The organism is Nocardia sp. NPDC006982 (assembly GCF_042869435.1).
In the GTDB taxonomy this organism is placed as follows: Bacteria; Actinomycetota; Actinomycetes; order Mycobacteriales; family Mycobacteriaceae; genus Nocardia.
In genome coordinates this window covers 314,029-330,105 of the sequence record NZ_JBIAFV010000006.1, presented here as the reverse complement: position 1 = coordinate 330,105, position 16,077 = coordinate 314,029, and the positions used below count along the sequence as shown (strand labels likewise).

16 protein-coding genes are annotated in these 16,077 nt (G+C 66.6%); 6 read left to right on the top strand and 10 right to left on the bottom strand.

What is annotated here, in order from left to right; all coding sequences use genetic code 11:
• Positions 1-27 precede the first annotated feature (27 nt).
• Positions 28-702, top strand: a complete 675-nt coding sequence (locus ACFYOW_RS25610) for a hemerythrin domain-containing protein (RefSeq protein WP_387291919.1) — start codon at positions 28-30, stop codon at positions 700-702.
• Between the two features lie 178 nt (positions 703-880).
• Here ACFYOW_RS25610 and ACFYOW_RS25605 read toward each other — a convergent pair whose 3' ends face one another.
• From ACFYOW_RS25605 to ACFYOW_RS25580, 6 genes are all read right to left on the bottom strand, one after another.
• Positions 881-1,393, bottom strand: coding sequence for a VOC family protein (locus ACFYOW_RS25605; RefSeq protein WP_387291917.1), 513 nt, complete (start codon positions 1,391-1,393; stop codon positions 881-883).
• Between the two features lie 69 nt (positions 1,394-1,462).
• Positions 1,463-2,677, bottom strand: a complete 1,215-nt coding sequence (locus ACFYOW_RS25600) for an FAD-dependent monooxygenase (RefSeq protein WP_387291915.1) — start codon at positions 2,675-2,677, stop codon at positions 1,463-1,465.
• A 45-nt stretch (positions 2,678-2,722) separates the two neighbouring features.
• The gene (locus ACFYOW_RS25595) at positions 2,723-5,812 is read right to left on the bottom strand and encodes a BTAD domain-containing putative transcriptional regulator (protein WP_387291913.1); all 3,090 of its coding nucleotides are present in this window, start codon (positions 5,810-5,812) and stop codon (positions 2,723-2,725) included.
• Between the two features lie 173 nt (positions 5,813-5,985).
• Positions 5,986-6,555 carry a Dabb family protein gene (locus ACFYOW_RS25590; RefSeq protein ID WP_387291911.1) on the bottom strand — a complete coding sequence of 190 codons (570 nt, stop codon included), beginning with the start codon at positions 6,553-6,555 and terminating at the stop codon, positions 5,986-5,988.
• Complete coding sequence (locus ACFYOW_RS25585) at positions 6,555-6,884, bottom strand: hypothetical protein (RefSeq protein ID WP_387291909.1); 330 nt, start codon at positions 6,882-6,884, stop codon at positions 6,555-6,557. The genes ACFYOW_RS25590 and ACFYOW_RS25585 overlap by 1 nt, the downstream gene beginning before the upstream one ends.
• A complete protein-coding gene (locus tag ACFYOW_RS25580; protein WP_387291907.1) occupies positions 6,881-7,777 on the bottom strand; it encodes a TIGR03619 family F420-dependent LLM class oxidoreductase in 897 nt (298 codons plus the stop codon). Before ACFYOW_RS25580 ends, ACFYOW_RS25585 begins: the two co-directional genes overlap by 4 nt.
• Before the next feature lie 578 nt (positions 7,778-8,355).
• Here ACFYOW_RS25580 and ACFYOW_RS25575 point away from each other — a divergent pair.
• From ACFYOW_RS25575 to ACFYOW_RS25565, 3 genes are all read left to right on the top strand, one after another.
• Positions 8,356-8,796 carry a hypothetical protein gene (locus tag ACFYOW_RS25575; RefSeq protein ID WP_387291905.1) on the top strand — a complete coding sequence of 147 codons (441 nt, stop codon included), beginning with the start codon at positions 8,356-8,358 and terminating at the stop codon, positions 8,794-8,796.
• Positions 8,797-8,898: 102 nt separating this feature from the next.
• Entirely contained in the window at positions 8,899-10,029 is a 1,131-nt protein-coding gene (locus tag ACFYOW_RS25570) for a PLP-dependent cysteine synthase family protein (protein ID WP_387291903.1), read from the top strand.
• Complete coding sequence (locus ACFYOW_RS25565; protein ID WP_387291901.1) at positions 10,026-11,399, top strand: MFS transporter; 1,374 nt, start codon at positions 10,026-10,028, stop codon at positions 11,397-11,399. Before ACFYOW_RS25570 ends, ACFYOW_RS25565 begins: the two co-directional genes overlap by 4 nt.
• Before the next feature lie 99 nt (positions 11,400-11,498).
• Here ACFYOW_RS25565 and ACFYOW_RS25560 read toward each other — a convergent pair whose 3' ends face one another.
• Together ACFYOW_RS25560 and ACFYOW_RS25555 are read right to left on the bottom strand one after the other, a co-directional pair.
• Entirely contained in the window at positions 11,499-11,627 is a 129-nt protein-coding gene (locus ACFYOW_RS25560) for a hypothetical protein (protein ID WP_387291899.1), read from the bottom strand.
• Positions 11,628-12,065: 438 nt separating this feature from the next.
• On the bottom strand, positions 12,066-12,458 hold the full coding sequence (locus ACFYOW_RS25555; protein WP_387291898.1) for a DUF6223 family protein: 393 nt from the start codon (positions 12,456-12,458) through the stop codon (positions 12,066-12,068).
• A gap of 234 nt (positions 12,459-12,692) precedes the next feature.
• Between ACFYOW_RS25555 and ACFYOW_RS25550 the strand changes: the two genes are divergently transcribed.
• Complete coding sequence (locus tag ACFYOW_RS25550) at positions 12,693-13,949, top strand: sensor histidine kinase (protein WP_387291896.1); 1,257 nt, start codon at positions 12,693-12,695, stop codon at positions 13,947-13,949.
• Complete coding sequence (locus tag ACFYOW_RS25545) at positions 13,946-14,638, top strand: response regulator (RefSeq protein WP_387291894.1); 693 nt, start codon at positions 13,946-13,948, stop codon at positions 14,636-14,638. Before ACFYOW_RS25550 ends, ACFYOW_RS25545 begins: the two co-directional genes overlap by 4 nt.
• A gap of 66 nt (positions 14,639-14,704) precedes the next feature.
• Here ACFYOW_RS25545 and ACFYOW_RS25540 read toward each other — a convergent pair whose 3' ends face one another.
• Positions 14,705-15,172 (bottom strand): hypothetical protein, encoded by a 468-nt coding sequence (locus tag ACFYOW_RS25540; protein ID WP_387291892.1) that lies wholly within the window; start codon positions 15,170-15,172, stop codon positions 14,705-14,707.
• The gene (locus ACFYOW_RS25535; protein WP_387291890.1) at positions 15,169-15,603 is read right to left on the bottom strand and encodes a hypothetical protein; all 435 of its coding nucleotides are present in this window, start codon (positions 15,601-15,603) and stop codon (positions 15,169-15,171) included. Before ACFYOW_RS25535 ends, ACFYOW_RS25540 begins: the two co-directional genes overlap by 4 nt.
• Positions 15,604-16,077 lie beyond the last annotated feature (474 nt).

Here is a 16,077-nt window from a genome sequence, read left to right as displayed (position 1 = left end):
CAAGCGGATCGACACACAGTGAGAACCATGCACACCACGACCCAGACCACCGAACGCCCCGATACTGCTGACATGGTGCTTGTCCACAACGCCTTTCGCCGCCATTTCGACGCGCTGCCCGGCCTCGTCGGCGATGTCGCCGACGGCGATACCGCCCGCGCGGGCCGCATCGTCGAGTTCCTCACCGAACTCGATACCGGCCTGCATCACCATCACACCGCCGAGGACGAGCTGATGTGGCCACTGCTGCTCGGGCGGGCGAAGACCGATGGCGCACTGATTCTGCGGATGGAGGAACAGCATGAGCGGATCGCCGAACTGATCGCCCGCGCGAACCGGCAGGCCGAGGAATTCGCCGCATCGGCGCATCCTGAGGCGCGCGGGCATCTCGTGGCCACGCTGTCGTCGCTCGCCGCTGCTCTCGACGAGCATATGGCCGAGGAGGAGGCACTCGTCCTGCCGCTCGTCGGACGAGTCATGACCGCCCGCGAATGGGCGGCGCTCGGCGAACGGGGACGCGCCGCCGTGCCCAAGGACCGGCAGTTGGTCTTTCTCGGCTTCATCCTGCAAGGGGTACCGCACGCCGAACGCCGAAAGTTCCTCGCCGACATGCCGTTCGCCGCCAGACTCGCCTGGCGCCTGCTCGGCAGTCGCGCCTTCGCCAAGGAGTACCGCTCGATCTATGGGACAGATCCCGAATAGACGCCTTGCGACACAACGGATTGGCACTTGACCACATCACCGATATCGAACGCTGCCGCGGACAGATTCGGCAGTCGGTGTATCGGCGTCAGGGTCGGCCTGGAGTGAAACCTGGGTCGTTCGGGCTGCGACGCAAGATCATCGCCGTTCCCGCTCGGTTCGCCGTCGACGCCTGCTGCTATCCGTGCGACCACGGGTTCCGGTATCCGGACGGGATCATGCTGTCGAACATCGCGCGTGCGTCCGCGGGCAGCCGCAGCAACTCGACGTACGAGCCGAGCGGGCCTCCGTCGAGATAAACGAATTCCATGCCGAGCCCGGCAACGGTGCAATGCTGGGCGATCTCGGTGCCGCATGCTCGCGCCGCTGCCAGTGCGGCATCGAAATCATCTGGTACCCAGGCGATATGGTGCAGTCCGGGGCCGGACCGCGCAAGCGTTTCGGTATACAGATTCGTGCCCGAGACCGGCGCGATCAATTCCAGTTGCTGTCCGCCGGTATAGCCGAGCGAGGTGTCGATCGTGTAGTCGGCGGGCGCACCGCGATAACTGCACGACTCCGGGCCGAAATGCATGCGGGGCATACGGACCCACCTGTCGACGCCATAGCTGTCGGTGAATTCCCGTTCGGCCGCGTCGAGGTCGTGGACAACCCACGCCACCTGGAAAATTGGGCCGGAAGCGATACTCATTTCGGTACTCCTTACGAATCAGTCGGAGATGCGGGGCGCCAGTCGGGAACAGCGCAGGTGACGAGGGGTTCAGTAGCCGGCGAGCCGGATGGCATTGGCCGCACGCTCCAGCGGCTTGATGATCGGGCGCAGGGCCAGGCCCTTCCACGGCATGTGCCGCAGCATGCGCAACATGGTGGTCTGGGTCCGGATCGCACGCCGGTCCGCCGCCACCATCTGCGTGGCATTGTTCCAGCCCAGCGTCAGGTTCTCGGTGACGTAATCCTGCATGACACGCTGGTAGCGATCGAATGCGACGAGGTGGTCACCGGCCGCCGCTTTCAGTTCGCCCGCAAGGACATACGCGCCGACCAGCGCCATGCTCGTGCCCTGCCCGGACAGCGGCGACGGGCAGTAGGCGGCGTCTCCGACGACCGCGACGCGGCCATCGGACCACCGGTCGAGATGGATCTGGCTGACCGAATCGAAGTAGAAGTCCGGGGATTCCGGTATGGCGCGCACCAGATTCGGTGTCTCCCACCCGGCATCGGCGAACGCGTCGATCACCAGTTGTTGCTGGGCGGCGCGGTCGCGCCTGTCCGGCAGTTGTTCCGGCGCCTGGAAGATGAACTGGGCCTTGGCCGTGGTCCGCTGGGTGCTGTACACCTGCACCACCTGTCCTGGTGTGGGATGCACCAGTTCCCAGTGGTCGAGATTCAGGTAGTTGGGCACCGAGATCACACAGGCGGCCATGCCGGTGTGCCGGGCGAACTGCTCGGTCGGCCCGAATGTCAGCCTGCGCACCGCCGAGTGCATGCCGTCGGCCCCGATCACCAGATCGAATACGCGTGGCGCGGAGTTGCGGAACCGCACCGTCACACCATCGGCCTGCTGTACCAGGCCGGTGATCGAGTCGCCGAACAGGTACTCGACCGCACTCTTGGTGGCGTCGAACAGGATGTGGGCGAGATCGCCGCGCAAGACCTCGTCATCGCCGGGCGAGCGCAATCCGATGAGTTCGGGGCCGAGCGTTGCCAGTGCCTTACCCGCATCGTCGACCCAGGCCCCGCCCCGCATCGCCGTAGACGCTTCGCGGACTTGCGGCATCAGACCCATCCTGTCGACGACTTCCATTGCCACACCACGGATGTCGACCTTGTAGCCGCCCTCGCGCAGAGTGGGCGCTTGTTCGACGACGGTGACCGTGAACCCGTAGCGGGCGAGCCAGAAGGCGAGCGCCGGCCCGGCGACGCTGGCGCCGGAGATGAGGACGGTCTTGCTGGTGAACTGCTGTCTCGTTGTCATGCACACAGCGTCGGGCACGGCAATCACCGTGCCCTCACCATCGGCTCACCACCACTCACCGAGCAACTCGGTGACCTCCTCGGCCGTGTATCGGGCGCCCCGCTCGACGGCGGCGCGGAACTCCGGTTCACCGAGTTCGGCTCGGCATCTTGCGGCGGTGTCGCCCGCCGCACCGTCACACACCCAGGGCATGCCGCGCAGCGAGTCGGCAGCACCGAGCAAGAGCGCGCCCCGCGCCGTCGCACCGAGTGCCACTGCGATCCCCGCCATGCCCTCCACCGCTGCCGCGGCCACCGGCCGAGATCGGTCGCGCGCCAGTTCGAACGCCTCGCGGTGCGCCGCCAGTGCACGCTCGATATTCGCCTCGGCGAGCCAGAGCCAGCCCGATCCGATGAGGCTGCGGCTCCGTGCCTCGGCCGCGCCGAACGTGTCGTTGCCGGGCACCGCGATCGCGGTGTCGTAGTACTCCCGGGCGACGGACAGGTCGCCCGCTACTCGGGCCAGGTCGCCGAGCCCGCGTAGTGCGTTCGCGTACATGTCCGTTGCGCCTGTTGCACGGGCCAGTTCTGCGGCGCGGTGGTAGGCGGCACCCGCATCATCACGACCGGCAGACCCGCGGGCGAGAATGTCACCGCGCCGGTTGAGCAGGTCAGCGGCGTCATCGCCGGCGCCCAGCTCAGTCTGCAGGACGATAGCCTCGTCGATGAGGTCCAGGGCGGCCTGCCCTTCACCACGCCAGTCGGCGACCGCGGCGAGTTTGTCGAGCGTGGTCGCGATTGCCCACCGGTCGCCGGTAGCGCGGAAATCCTCGAGGGCACAGCGCAGTTCGGGCTCGGCCAGCAGCGGCTCACCGGACATGAGATGCCGCAGTCCGGTACCGAGCCTCAGAAATGACTGCGACCAGCGATCAGGCCCGAGGAGCACATGCTGCCGCTGCGGCGGCAGGTCGAGCAGCCCACCGACAGTTGCCAGCAGGAAAACCAGATGTGGCCGCCGCAAAGGTCTTTCGATGCCGGATAGGGTCGAGGCAGCCCGAGTGACCGGCACCGGCGGCCCGGTTCTGGCACGCGCGGCGACCGCAACACAGAATGCGTATCCCTCGACGTCCGCCGCCGGGTCGAGTGCGGGCAGTAGTCTGCCGGCCAGTTCGACGGCCTCGCCCGAGTAACCGCGCAGCCACCAGTGCCATGCGTGGGCGGCGATAAGCCGCTGTGCCAGTGGGGGATCCACGTTCACCGCCCAGCGCAGCGCCGCCTGCACGTTGTCGTGCTCGGCCGTCAGCCGCGCCAGCCAGTCGAGCTGCTCGGGACCGCGCAGCAGCGGATCAGCCCGCTCGGCCAGTTCGGTCGAGAAAACGGCGAGGGCACGTTGCAACCGTTCGCGCTCGCCGGCCTCGGTCAACCGTGCGAAGCCGTAGGCCCGGATGGTCTCCAGCATCCGGTAGCGGCCTTGGTGCACTTCCACCAGCGATTTATCGGCCAGACTGTCCAACAGTTCGTCGGCGTCGTCGAGCTCGCAAACGGATGCGACCATGGCGGCGGTCGCCCCGCCCGCGAAGACGGCGAAGCGTCGCGCCAGCAGGCGTTCGGACGGTTCCAGCAGTTCCCAGCTCCATTCCACTACCGCCTGCAGTGTCCGGTGTCGTGGTTCGGCGGTGCGATCCCCGCGTGCCAACAGCCGGAACCGATCGGCGAGTCGCGCGTCGATCTCGCCGACGTCGAGAGTGCGCAGCCGGGCGGCGGCGAGTTCCAGTGCCAACGGCAGCCCGTCCAGCCGCTCGCAAATGCGCCGCACGGCCGCGATCGTGCCCGCGTCGACGGCGAATCCCGGCCGCGCGGCAGCGGCACGATCGGCGAACAGGCGGACCGCGGTGCAGCCGAGTTGGTCGGCCAGGGCCGCCTCCGCGGCCGCGACCGGCAGCTGCCCGACCGCGAGCACGGTCTCGCCGGTGATACGCAAGGCTTCCCGGCTCGTCGCCAGCACCCGCAAGCCCGGACAGTCACGCAACAGCCGGTGCACCAGCCGGGCTGCATCGAGCACCAGATGCTCGCAGTTGTCGAGAATGATCAACTGCGACCGGTCGGCGAGCATGGCGCGCACCCGGACTTCGGCATCCTCGTGGTCGCCGGTCGCGCGGCCACCGAGCGTCACCGCAATCTCCGGCGCCACCTGTGCGCCGTCCACCAACGGTGACAAATCCACGAAACAAACTTCGCCCCGAACCCGAGCGCCGGCTTCCATCGCCAACCGGGTCTTACCGGTACCGCCCGGACCGGTGAGCGTCACCAGGCGGGCCCGGGCAAGCAACGACGCGACCTGCGCCAGCTCGTCGTCTCGGCCGACGAAACTGGTGAGCTGGGCGGGTAGGCGACGTACCGCGGCAGCGACGACGGTGTCCGCACGCAGGATCGTCAAGTGCGCCTGCGTCAGCTCCGCCGAGGGGTCGGCGCCCAGTTCGTCGGCGAGCAGTTGCCGCCCCTGCTCGAACAGCTCCAGCGCCTCCGCCTGCCGCCCGCAGGCGTAGAGCCCGCGCATCAGCAGCGCCCGGACTCGCTCCCGAAGCGGATGTGCGGCAACGAGTTCCGGCAGCGTTGCGACCACCGCCCGGTGATCACCCAGCGCCAGCGCGGCTTCGGCACGATCCTCTTGGGCTGCCAGCCACGCCTCGGTGAGGCGGGAGACCATAGCGGCGGCAAACGGCGCGTCGCGTACGTCAGCCAGCGCCGCGCCGCGCCACACCCCCGCGGCCTGGTCCAGCAGCGCGACAGCGGCAGCGGAATCTCGGTCACGCAACGCGGTTCGCCCCTGCTCGGTGAGGCGAAGGAACCGATGCATATCCACCAGCTCCGGATCGACCGCGAGCCGGTAGCCCGCCGCCGAGGACTCCACGAGACCATCGGCTCCCGCGGCGCGTAGCGCGCGCCGCAACCGCGACACTTGGGACTGCAGCGCATGCCCGGCATCACCAGGCGGCTCCTGCCCATATAGGTCGTCGATCAACCGATCCCGAGACACCACCCGCCCGGCTTCCGACACCAGAACCGCCAACAGCGACCGTACTTGCGGCCCGCCCACCGCGACTGGAGTTCCATCGGTTCCCCGCACCTCCACCTGCCCCAGGATCCCGAACTGCACGGCCGCCAGTATGCATCGACCGACCGGCCGCTGCATCCGGCGAATCGGCGCTTGCGCAAGCGATCACACCCTCGCCCTCGCACACAATGACCATGGGCAATGGTCCCCGCTCAGCCTTGACCGATGTCGCCGGCCGCAGCGACCAGATTGCCCGTCGGGGAAGTGCGCCTGCCCTACCCGAGGATGGGGTCGTCGGCCCAGCGGAAGACGTGGGCGATGGCGGGCTCGACGATAGCGTCGGGAATCTCTGGATCGAACCAGCGATCGATGCAGGTCCAGTGATAGGGGTGCAGCAGGTATTCGCCGTTGAGACCGTCGGTGTCGGTGAACTCCTGCTCCCACGCGTGCGTCCAGCCCGCAGCGGCGTCGGTTCTGCTCAGTGCCCACGAGTGAATGGTGCGGATGTGTCGGGGCATCGCTGTGAGGTCCGCTTCGAACCGCGTGACGATGTGCTCGGGTGTGCCGGGTCGGACCCGCAGTAGCAGAGTCCGTTTGACTCGCGGCCCCGATAGCGCAACCTTCTGCGACGCAACCGGTGTCAGCGCCACGATATCGGCTGATGTAGGCAGGCCGGGCAGTGCTTGCCATGGCTCGACATCTGCGGTCAGGTCCCACGTCATGCCCAATCCGCCGAAGCTGCCGGGCAGATCCGGCCCGGCCGAACAGGCACGCACCGCGGACGTCCCCGCTTCGGGTAACACGACACCGGTATCGACCGGCGTACGAATGAACCAGCGGGTCATCAGTTCACCTCCAGTGGTTGCAGCATGCGGCGGTCGCGGGTGACGGCGATGGCGTCGGACTCGACCCAGAATCGGTTCACCTCCGGATCGGCGCCGGCCGCGCTGCGCATACCGTAGAAGGCGTAGCCGCCGTCGAGCTCCCACAGAATGTGGATCGAGACGGTGTCGGGTGATGGGTAGAAGCGCCATACGCGCACGACGCGCATGCCACGCTGGTCGTGCGCGTCAGGTAGGTAGTCGGTATGCCAGCGTTGCAGCCATGAATCGGCGTGGTCTGCTGGGAGGGTTATTTCATCGAGTACATTGACGACGTCGATCAGGGGTTTCACAGTTTCTCCAGCGTGTCTTGATAGCGGGCGAGGTAGTCGCGCAGGCCGTCCAGGCCGCGGGGGCCGAGTAACGATTCCGGGCCGAACAAGGGTGGGTTGATCACCAGCCGGGAAGCGCCCGCTGTCACATATGGCCGGATGAAGTCCGGGTCGAACTCGCGTGTCATGTCACACGAGCCCGGCCAAGCGGTGAATTCGACCGCATCCGACGCCCTTCCGACAGCGTCGGCGGTCGCGCGGATCAGGTCGGCTCGCAGCGCGAAGTCCTCGGGACCGATGGTGTAGGGGAACCAACCGTCCGCGAGTCGAGCCGCGCGCTGCACGGCAGGTTCGCTATTGCCGCCCAACACGATTGGGATGGCGTCGCTGGCCGGTTGCGGAACACAATGCAGTCCGTCGAAGGACACGTGGGTACCGTGGAAACTCGCCGGAGCGTTGGCCCACAGGGTCCGCATCGCGCCGATGCAGTCGTCCAGGCGAGCGCCCCGCGCGCGATAGGGCACACCGACGGCGGCGTATTCCTCTTTCTGCCAACCGATTCCCAATCCGAGCAACAGCCGGCCGTCGGTGTGCAGGTCGATGGTCGCGGCCCGTTTCGCCAGCACCACCGGGCTGTGCAGGGGCGCGACGACCATTGCGGTGCCGAACCGCAGCGTGGTCGTGCAACCCGCGGCGAAGGCGATGGTCTCGAGCGGATCGGTCATCGGGACAACTCCGGTTTCAGGACCGGGCATTCGTCCGTCGTCCGAATACGGATACAGCGGTTCGTAACTTTCGGCTACCGCCACATGCTCGACGGTCCACAACGATTCGACGCCGCAGTCCTCCAGCGTGCCGGCGAAATCGCGGAGAAATCCACCTGAGGTGATGAGACCGTCGACATAAGGTGCCAATACGCCGATTCGAACCGTGGCCGCGGCTCCTTCCTTTACGAACTATCCGCAACCCGCGGCTGCGGGCTGTCGAATCGAGCCTGCAGTGTGACGGCCGTCGCATACCCGGCCGATCTCGCTGAGCAAGACCCGTCGGCTGGGGAGGCGCCGAAGGGAGTGGTCGCGGGAACGACTTGTCTGGGTAGCGTGCGAAGTAGTGGCGGCGCGGCGAGTTCAACGGCGTGGCGCTCCGTGCGATCGTGGATCTGATCACATAAATCCACTGGCTACGTACGGAGATAGTAGATTGTGGCCGCAGGATGTCGATCACGTATCTTGGAGATGTCGAGGTTCGATGTCCCAAAGTCGTTCGTGGTCAAGTTGTTTCGTTGGTGGGAGGCTGCGCAGATGAGTCGGACGGATTGCCGCCGTCGAGTCGCAGCGCCAGCTCTGCCGTCTCGTGGCGTACCGTCACGGGGCGTATTCGGACCGCTGTATCGCGGTTGCTCGCATGGGTCGTCGAGCCATATGCTCGCCCCCGCGTCGCTGTCGTGCGGCGGCGACGTCCGTTCGGAATCCGTCGCTACACTGGTGCCATTGTGAGTATCATCGGTCGGTTGCGGCATGGTAGCTCTGCGCTCGTACTGTTCGCGGCGGTGCTGCTCGTAGCGCCGATGTTCGACTGTGCGCTGGCGGGAGAGTATTCCCACACGCATGCCGGTCCGGCTGGTCACGCCGCGGTGGGATCGGTCATTCCGCTTTCGATCGACCTGCACGCGGACCATTCCGTCCCGGCCATCCATCCGCCCATGTGTGCCTGTTCGCCACACGCCGGGCATTGTGTGCTGAAGTCGGTTCTGCCCAGCGGGGGTGGGCAGGCTCCGGTCCTGCTGTTGCTCGCGTTGGCCCTGGTGGCGGCGCTCGTGGCTGTTGCCGCGGCGACCCCGGCCGGTCTGACCGTGCGGGGCCCGCCGGTCATCCGCGTGCCCGCCGCTCGCGGTCGCCTCATTCTGACGCATCTCTGTATCGCTCGACGCTGATCGGTCAGCGCCAGGCCGTCGCTTGCTGTCGTCGGCCGGTGTTCGTTTCCCGCTCACGTCTTCACCGCCCACGGGGCGGATTCGATACAGGAAGCGACAGTCATGGACAAGATCGTGCTAGAGCAGCACGTCGAGGCACCCCCGCTGGCTCTGGTCACCGCACCGATGGCGGCCCGAGAACCACAAGCGTTGGTGGGCAACACCCCGGTGTTGTGGGTCGGCGCGCCGCTGGCGCCCGCGGATCGCGGATTCTGGGCCAAGCTCGAAGGATTCAATCCCGGCGGGATGAAAGACCGGCCCGCACTGCACATGGTGCGCCGTGCCGAGCAACGTGGTGATCTGGCGCCGGGTGCGCGCATCATCGAATCCACCAGCGGCACACTCGGTCTCGGGTTGGCGCTGGCCGGAATGCTCTATCGGCATCCGGTCACCGTGGTGACCGACCCGGGCCTCGAGCCCATCGTCGCGCGAATGCTCACCGCATACGGTGCGCAGGTGGACGCGGTATCGGAGCCGCATCCGACCGGGGGCTGGCAGCTGGCCCGCCGCGACCGGGTCGCGGAGCTGCTCGATCGCGAGCCGGATGCGTGGTGCCCGGATCAGTACAGCAATCCCGACAATGTCATCGGCTATGAATCCCTTGCGCTGGAATTGGTCCAGCAGCTCGGCCGGATCGATGTGCTCGTCTGCGCGGTCGGGACCGGTGGGCATTCGGCCGGGGTTGCGCGGGTGCTGCGCGCGTTCAACCCGGACTTGAAGCTGATCGGCGTTGACACGGTGTCCTCCACCATTTTCGGTCAACCTGCGGGTCCGCGTCTGATGCGCGGGCTCGGGTCGAGCATCCATCCGTCGAACGTCGACTACGCAGCATTCGACGAAGTGCATTGGGTCGCGCCGTCGGAATCGGTGTGGGCCTGCCGCACGCTGGCCGCGACCCATCATGCCAGCGGTGGGTGGAGTGTCGGTGCGGTCGCGCTGGTGTCGGGATGGGCCGCGCGCACACATGACGCGGGCACCCGCATCGCAGCTGTCTTCCCGGACGGTCCACACCGATATTTCGACACCGTCTACAACGACGCGTACTGCGAGGAGCACGGGCTGTTGGATGCCGCGCCACCGGTCGAGCCCGATACCATCAGCCACCCGGCGCAGCGGGTGGTGCGTTCCTGGACCCGCTGTGCAACCGTTGTCGATCCACGAAATCCGGTGCGGGACGGGGGGCCGGTGACGTGACGGTAATCGCGAAGTTCCGCAGCTTCGATCTCGCCGCTCGGTTGCTGATGGTCAACCAGTTCGGCATCAATCTCGGGTTCTACATGCTGATGCCGTATCTGGCCGGATATCTGGCGGGCCCGTTGGGCCTGGCGGCGTGGGCGGTCGGGCTCGTGCTCGGCGTGCGCAATTTCTCGCAGCAGGGCATGTTCCTGGTCGGTGGTACATTGGCCGACCGCCTGGGCTACAAGCCGCTGGTCGTCGCTGGATGTCTTTTGCGCACAGCAGGTTTCGCACTGCTGGTGTTCGCGACCTCGTTACCGGGATTGCTGATCGCCTCGGCGGCAACGGGTTTCGCGGGTGCGCTGTTCAATCCGGCGGTCCGCGCGTACCTCGCCGCCGATACGGGCGAGCGTCGGGTAGAGGCGTTCGCCGTGTTCAACATCTTCTATCAAGCGGGTATTCTCGCCGGTCCGCTGGTCGGATTGGCATTGATGGCGCTCGATTTCCGGGTCACGGCCGGTGCGGCGGCGGTGGTCTTCGCCGGGTTGACGGTGGCGCAGTTGTTCGCGTTGCCGACCCGTCGAGGCGAGCAGACCGGGGAGCGAACCTCCGTGCTGGAGGATTGGCGCACAGTTTTCGGCAACCGGCGTTTCGTCGCGTTCGCGGTGGCGACGATCGGTTCCTATGTGCTGTCGTTCCAGGTCTATCTCGCGTTGCCGCTGCAGGCCGAATTCATCGCCGGTGCCCGCGCGGACACGCTGACCTCGGCGATGTTCGTGGTGTCCGGTGCCGTTGCGGTTGCCGGGCAGCTGCGCATTACCGCGTGGTTCCGTGCTCGGTGGGGGACCGGCCGCAGCCTGGTTGTCGGCATGGGTGTGCTGGCGGTGTCGTTCCTGCCGTTGGCGGTGGTGCCCGGTCCGGGTCGATTCGGTGTAGCCGCCGCGGCCGTGGTCCTGTTGCTGGCGGCGACGCTGCTCGCGGTCGGCACGGCCGCGGTGTTCCCGTTCGAGATGGACACGGTCGTATCGCTGTCCGGCGGAAAGTTGGTGGCGACCCACTACGGCTTCTACAACACCGTGGTCGGCGTCGGCATCCTGGTCGGCAATCTGGCCACCGGCGCTGTGATGGGTGCCGCCCGCGCGGCAGGCGTCGATTGGGCGGTGTGGGTCGGACTCACGCTCATCGGGATTGTCGCGGCATGCGCGCTACACCGGCTGGACCACAGCCCAGCTGGCAAATGCAGTGTGGCGCAACAGGATTCGAAACCACACGTGGTTCGCCATCGACAAGCCGCACAGGCAGCGAGCGTGGTGCGGGAATCGACAGGCCGCCCATCCGAATCCACCGGCCGACATCGGTTACCGCCGACGCCGGCCGCGCGGCGGTAACCACGGTGGGAGGCCGGTACCCCCGGCCTCCCACTGGGCGGCGAAGTCCCGAGCATCGGGTTACGCGGTGTGTTCGGTCACTGACGGCTCACACTCGGATCAATTCGGTGGCGGGTAGACGGCCAGCGGTGTGGTCGTTATGAGCACGGTCGCATCGCTATCGGCGAGGTGCCCCGCGGCGGCCGCGCCGTGCACAACGCTGTGGTAGACCGCGACCAACCAGGACACGGGCTGGTCGTCCCGGAAAACGCCTGCGCGCCCGCCGCGTTCGATAAGCCGTCGCCCTCGGCGCTGCCGCCATTCGACTCACATGCGTACCTACCCTCACGTTCTGTCGGATACGGTGTAGTTGCGGCGAACGTATTCGCCGATCTCGGTCTCGCCCAACTCACTCTGTGGTCGTCAACCTATGAGTTGACCTCGAATCGCCGGTCGTAGGTCTGTTCAGTAGGCCAGAGTCAATGACGACGTGTACTCGGATTCCGTCTGCTTCGCTCGACTCCGGTCCAAGTTCAGTGCACCCGCAACAAAGTCCGATCATCAAGTGCCCGTTCGCATTCCGGCCGGGGCGATGACCCAAATCCAGGATTTCACCGGAATCGCCAAGCGATTGGGATTGGCTCTGGTCGGATGCAAGGCTTGTCGAACCGGTTCTGGCGGCGGCATTCACGAGGTGGGCATCGACTCGGCACTATGGTCGGTCCGACGGGAGCGAGCCAGAGCCAACCCGCCGAGGACTGTGCCGGTCAGTCCCAGTGCCACGGCGAAGATGGCGCCGGCGAGTCCGTTGCCGGTGCCGAGGCCACCGGCGGCGTTGGCCCCGTGTATCCCGCCGACGATCGCGCTGATCGGTCCGAGCACCAGGGCCCCGATGATCTGGACTTGCCCGGTTCCGCGGCGACGGGATCGGGCCAGTGCCAGCCCGCCCGTGATGGCGCTGACCAGCCCGAGTACGGCTGCCACGCTGGGTACGGTGCGTCCGACGCCGAGTTCGTAACCGGCGGCGACAACCCAGATGTGGGCGGCCACCGGTGCGGCAGACAGATCGAGGAGCGACATTGCGGATCCTTTCGGTCGAACGACGTGGACCTGGCTGCGTTATTCGTGGAGGTCTCCGTCGTTGAATGGACGCAAACGATCGTCGCGTCTCGACGCCGGTGCGTCGTCGGTCAGACGGCGGCAATGGATACGTTGTTCGACGTAGGTAGCTCGCGCGGATACGCGCTTCTCGGCGTAGACGGCCGCGCAACCGGTCGGAGTTGTTCGGCGAGCCGGGAACTCTATGATCGCTCCATGCAGGATCGCGTCACACTGTTCCGCCTGCCTGCATGGACACAAGACGTGCTGCTGGCGGCTTTCATCACCGTGATGCAGGTCCAGGGCACCGTTGTCCGCAACAGCGGGCAGCCCGAAGCTGTGCTGCGCCCACTTTCCGATTTCGGATATCTCGGTTACATCCTGTTGATTGCTCCGGGCGCGGTCCTGGCCGTCCGCCGCCGCTGGCCAGTCGCGGTGTTCGCGATGACCGCGCTCGCCAGTGCGGCCTACTATGCCCTCGATTTCCCTGACGGGCCTGGATGGCTGGGCTTGTTCGTGGCCCTCTATACCCTCACCGCCCGTGGCGACGGGCGTGGCTCGCTGGTAGTGGCCGGTGTCGGGATTGCCGCCTTGACCGCGGTCTGGCTGATCGCCGCCACCGATATCGAGCCTCCAGCCGCCATCGGCTGGGTGTATTTCCGGATCGGTGCATCGGTCATGAGTGCCGCCCTCGGTGAGAGTGTCCGCTCGCGGAAATTCATTGCGGCACAAGCGCTCGAGCGTGCCGAGCTGGCTGAACGAAATCGTGAGGAAGAAGCTCGCGCCCGGGTCGACGCGGAACGGCTCAGGATCGCACGCGAGGTCCACGACACCGTCGCACACGCCATCGCCATCATCAACGTCCAATCCGGTGTCACCGCACACGTGCTCGACAAGCGACCGGAAAAAGCAGGCGAGACCTTGAAGGCCATCGAGCAGACCAGTTCTCGGGCACTGGCGGAGATGCGGGCCATCCTCGGAGTCCTCCGCGACGACAACGGCGGCCGCGTCCCGCCCCCCGGCCTCGCGCAGCTCGACGACCTCTGCGCCATGGCGCGCGAGGCCGGGCTCGACGTCGACTTCGAGACGACCGCACCGCCTGCGCCGGTACCGAATGTGGTCGGCAACGCCGTATACCGAATCGTGCAGGAATCGATCACCAATGTGATTCGCCACGTCGGGCCGACCCGGGTCACGGTCGCGCTGAACTACGGCGCCGACACCGTCGAAGTCCAGGTGACCGACGAGGGCAGGCAGCCGGGTTCGAAAACCGATGGGGCAGTTCACCCCACGGAGGAGGGTCGTGCGAACGGTGGGCTCGCCGATCCAGACACAGGTGGTCGCGGCATCCTCGGTATGCGTGAGCGTTGTCAGCTCTTGGGCGGAGACCTCGACGCGGGTCGGCTCCCCCGCGGAGGCTTCGCGGTCACCGCCCGGCTGCCCTTGGCCCCGACCGGACGGGCGAACGTATGAACGCCACGACAGGCGCATCGAACGGCGATACTCCGATCAAGATCCTGCTCGTCGACGATGAGCAGCTGGTGCGGTCCGGCTTCCGGCTCCTGCTGGATATCGAGGACGACATCACGGTTGTCGGGGAAGCCACCACCGGCGCCGAAGCCGTGGACAAAGCCTGCGCTCTGCGCCCGGATGTCGTACTCATGGACATTCGCATGCCGAAGATGGACGGCATCCAGGCCACCCGGGAGATCGCCACCACGAACGGCTTACGCGATGTTCGCATCCTCATCCTGACCACCTACGACACCGATGCCTACGTATTCGAAGGACTGCAAGCCGGCGCCAGCGGCTTCCTGCTCAAAGACTGCGGCCCCGCCGAACTCCTGCACGGCATCCGCGTGGTCGCCGCGGGAGACGCCCTGCTCGCACCGCGCATCACCCGCCGCCTCATCGCTCAGTTCACCGCACAACGGACGGCGGACAAGGCCGCCGAACATCGGCTCGCGGTCCTCACCGAACGGGAGCGTGAGGTCCTGGCGCTGGTGGGGCAGGGTATGAGCAATGACGAGATCGGCGCCGAACTGTTCCTCAGCCCGGCCACCGCCCGCACCCACGTCAGCCACGCCATGGTCAAACTCGGTGCCCGCGACCGCGCGCAACTGGTCGTCATCGCCTACCGAACAGGACTCGTCACCCGATAGACGGTCGCAAGCGGGGTGAGCCCGCCCCCGATCCTGCCCATTCCGAGCTGCTTTCGGGCGCGAGCTTTAGTGGATCTCGTTATCGCGTTGTGGCTCAGCTGAATACGAAGTAGCGCAGCCAAAGGTAGGGGGCTGGCGGGCCGGGTTGTCGCACGGGCGGATCCACCCGTGGTCCTCGGCGTAGCGGTACACACAGCGCACGGCGCTGATGAAGTGCTCGACCGCGCTGGTACCGCCGCAGGACGCTCGGTTGACGCGAGCACCGAGTTGGATCGCGCGTGCCATCTCGTCGAGGTCGGGTTTGCTCACCTCATCGAGGCGCCGGTCCAGCCACAGCTGTTCCAACCGATCGAGGTGGGTACCATAGGTGCGTTTGGTGCCCGCCTTGAGCGTTTCGCGGACACGGGGAACGATCTCACCGAATGTCGGCACCGCAGCGCCGGCGGTGACGAGGTCGGCGGAGGAGATACCCATCTGGGTCAGCAACAGCCGTGCCGCGGCGACGGTTTCCGCGCTGGCGGACGGTGTGTTCATCGCCGCACCGCCTCCAACAGGCGCAGACACGCCGCGCACAACTCATCGAGCGCCGCGGGCGAGTGGATCAGCAACTGCTTGCGGGTGCGGTGCCCGATCAGCAAGGCACGGTCGCCGACGAACAAGCTCACCTGCCGCCGCAGCCGATACGGGATACGGAGGTACCCATTCGCGGCGATAGCGGTGTGTCCGTCGAGGGCCGGTCGGGCCAGCAGCACTCCAGCGTCGAGCCGGGTCAGCTCCAGGCGGGTGCCCGCTCGCCAGTCGAGGGCGGCGAAGCCGGGCTTGTCGAGGACGCGACCGCCGTCGCCGACGGTGCAGATCCCGTAGACGACATCACCGTCGGCAGGCCGCACCGCCTGGACCGTCGCGAGGGGCCCGTGGATGAGCTCCTGCAGCGGGGACTGGGGCGGGATGACGGGCGCGATCATCGGCGATCACCCGCGCCAGCAAACTTCTCCGAGGGGGCAGATATGACGGATTCTGGCAGATCTGCCAGGAATCGGTGCAGGTCAGAACATGTTTCCACTGGTCGGCTCCCATGTGTGCAAGGGCACTCGCACACAGAGCACGAATTTCTGTCACGTTTGACGTGAATCTGTGCGCGAGAGGGGAATCGATCACCGATCCGCAACAATATTGGTGCAGATGTGTGCACGAGTGGTTCTATTGTGCGTCGCTGAAGCGTAGCACAGTACCTGCAATTCTGTTGTGAGGTCTCAATTCTGTTGAGCTGCAATAGTTTTCAGTACTTCAACGTTGGTAGCTGAGTTGGGGGCCGGCGTCGGGTTCTGTCGGTTGGTTCGGCTTCGGTTTGTTTGGCTGCTTCAAACGTGTTGTGGCGTGGGCGAAATTGTTGGTTGGAGGTGGTGCCGGTCCCGTGTTGTTGGCGACCGGCACCGTGA

Coding starts and splice junctions, on each gene's coding strand:
- ACFYOW_RS25610 (WP_387291919.1), top strand. CDS start 28: ATGCACACCACGACCCAGACCACCGAACGCCCCGATACTGCTGACATG.
- ACFYOW_RS25605 (WP_387291917.1), bottom strand. CDS start 1,393: ATGAGTATCGCTTCCGGCCCAATTTTCCAGGTGGCGTGGGTTGTCCAC.
- ACFYOW_RS25600 (WP_387291915.1), bottom strand. CDS start 2,677: ATGACAACGAGACAGCAGTTCACCAGCAAGACCGTCCTCATCTCCGGC.
- ACFYOW_RS25590 (WP_387291911.1), bottom strand. CDS start 6,555: ATGACCCGCTGGTTCATTCGTACGCCGGTCGATACCGGTGTCGTGTTA.
- ACFYOW_RS25570 (WP_387291903.1), top strand. CDS start 8,899: ATGGACAAGATCGTGCTAGAGCAGCACGTCGAGGCACCCCCGCTGGCT.
- ACFYOW_RS25555 (WP_387291898.1), bottom strand. CDS start 12,458: ATGTCGCTCCTCGATCTGTCTGCCGCACCGGTGGCCGCCCACATCTGG.
- ACFYOW_RS25550 (WP_387291896.1), top strand. CDS start 12,693: ATGCAGGATCGCGTCACACTGTTCCGCCTGCCTGCATGGACACAAGAC.
- ACFYOW_RS25545 (WP_387291894.1), top strand. CDS start 13,946: ATGAACGCCACGACAGGCGCATCGAACGGCGATACTCCGATCAAGATC.
- ACFYOW_RS25540 (WP_387291892.1), bottom strand. CDS start 15,172: ATGAACACACCGTCCGCCAGCGCGGAAACCGTCGCCGCGGCACGGCTG.
- ACFYOW_RS25535 (WP_387291890.1), bottom strand. CDS start 15,603: ATGATCGCGCCCGTCATCCCGCCCCAGTCCCCGCTGCAGGAGCTCATC.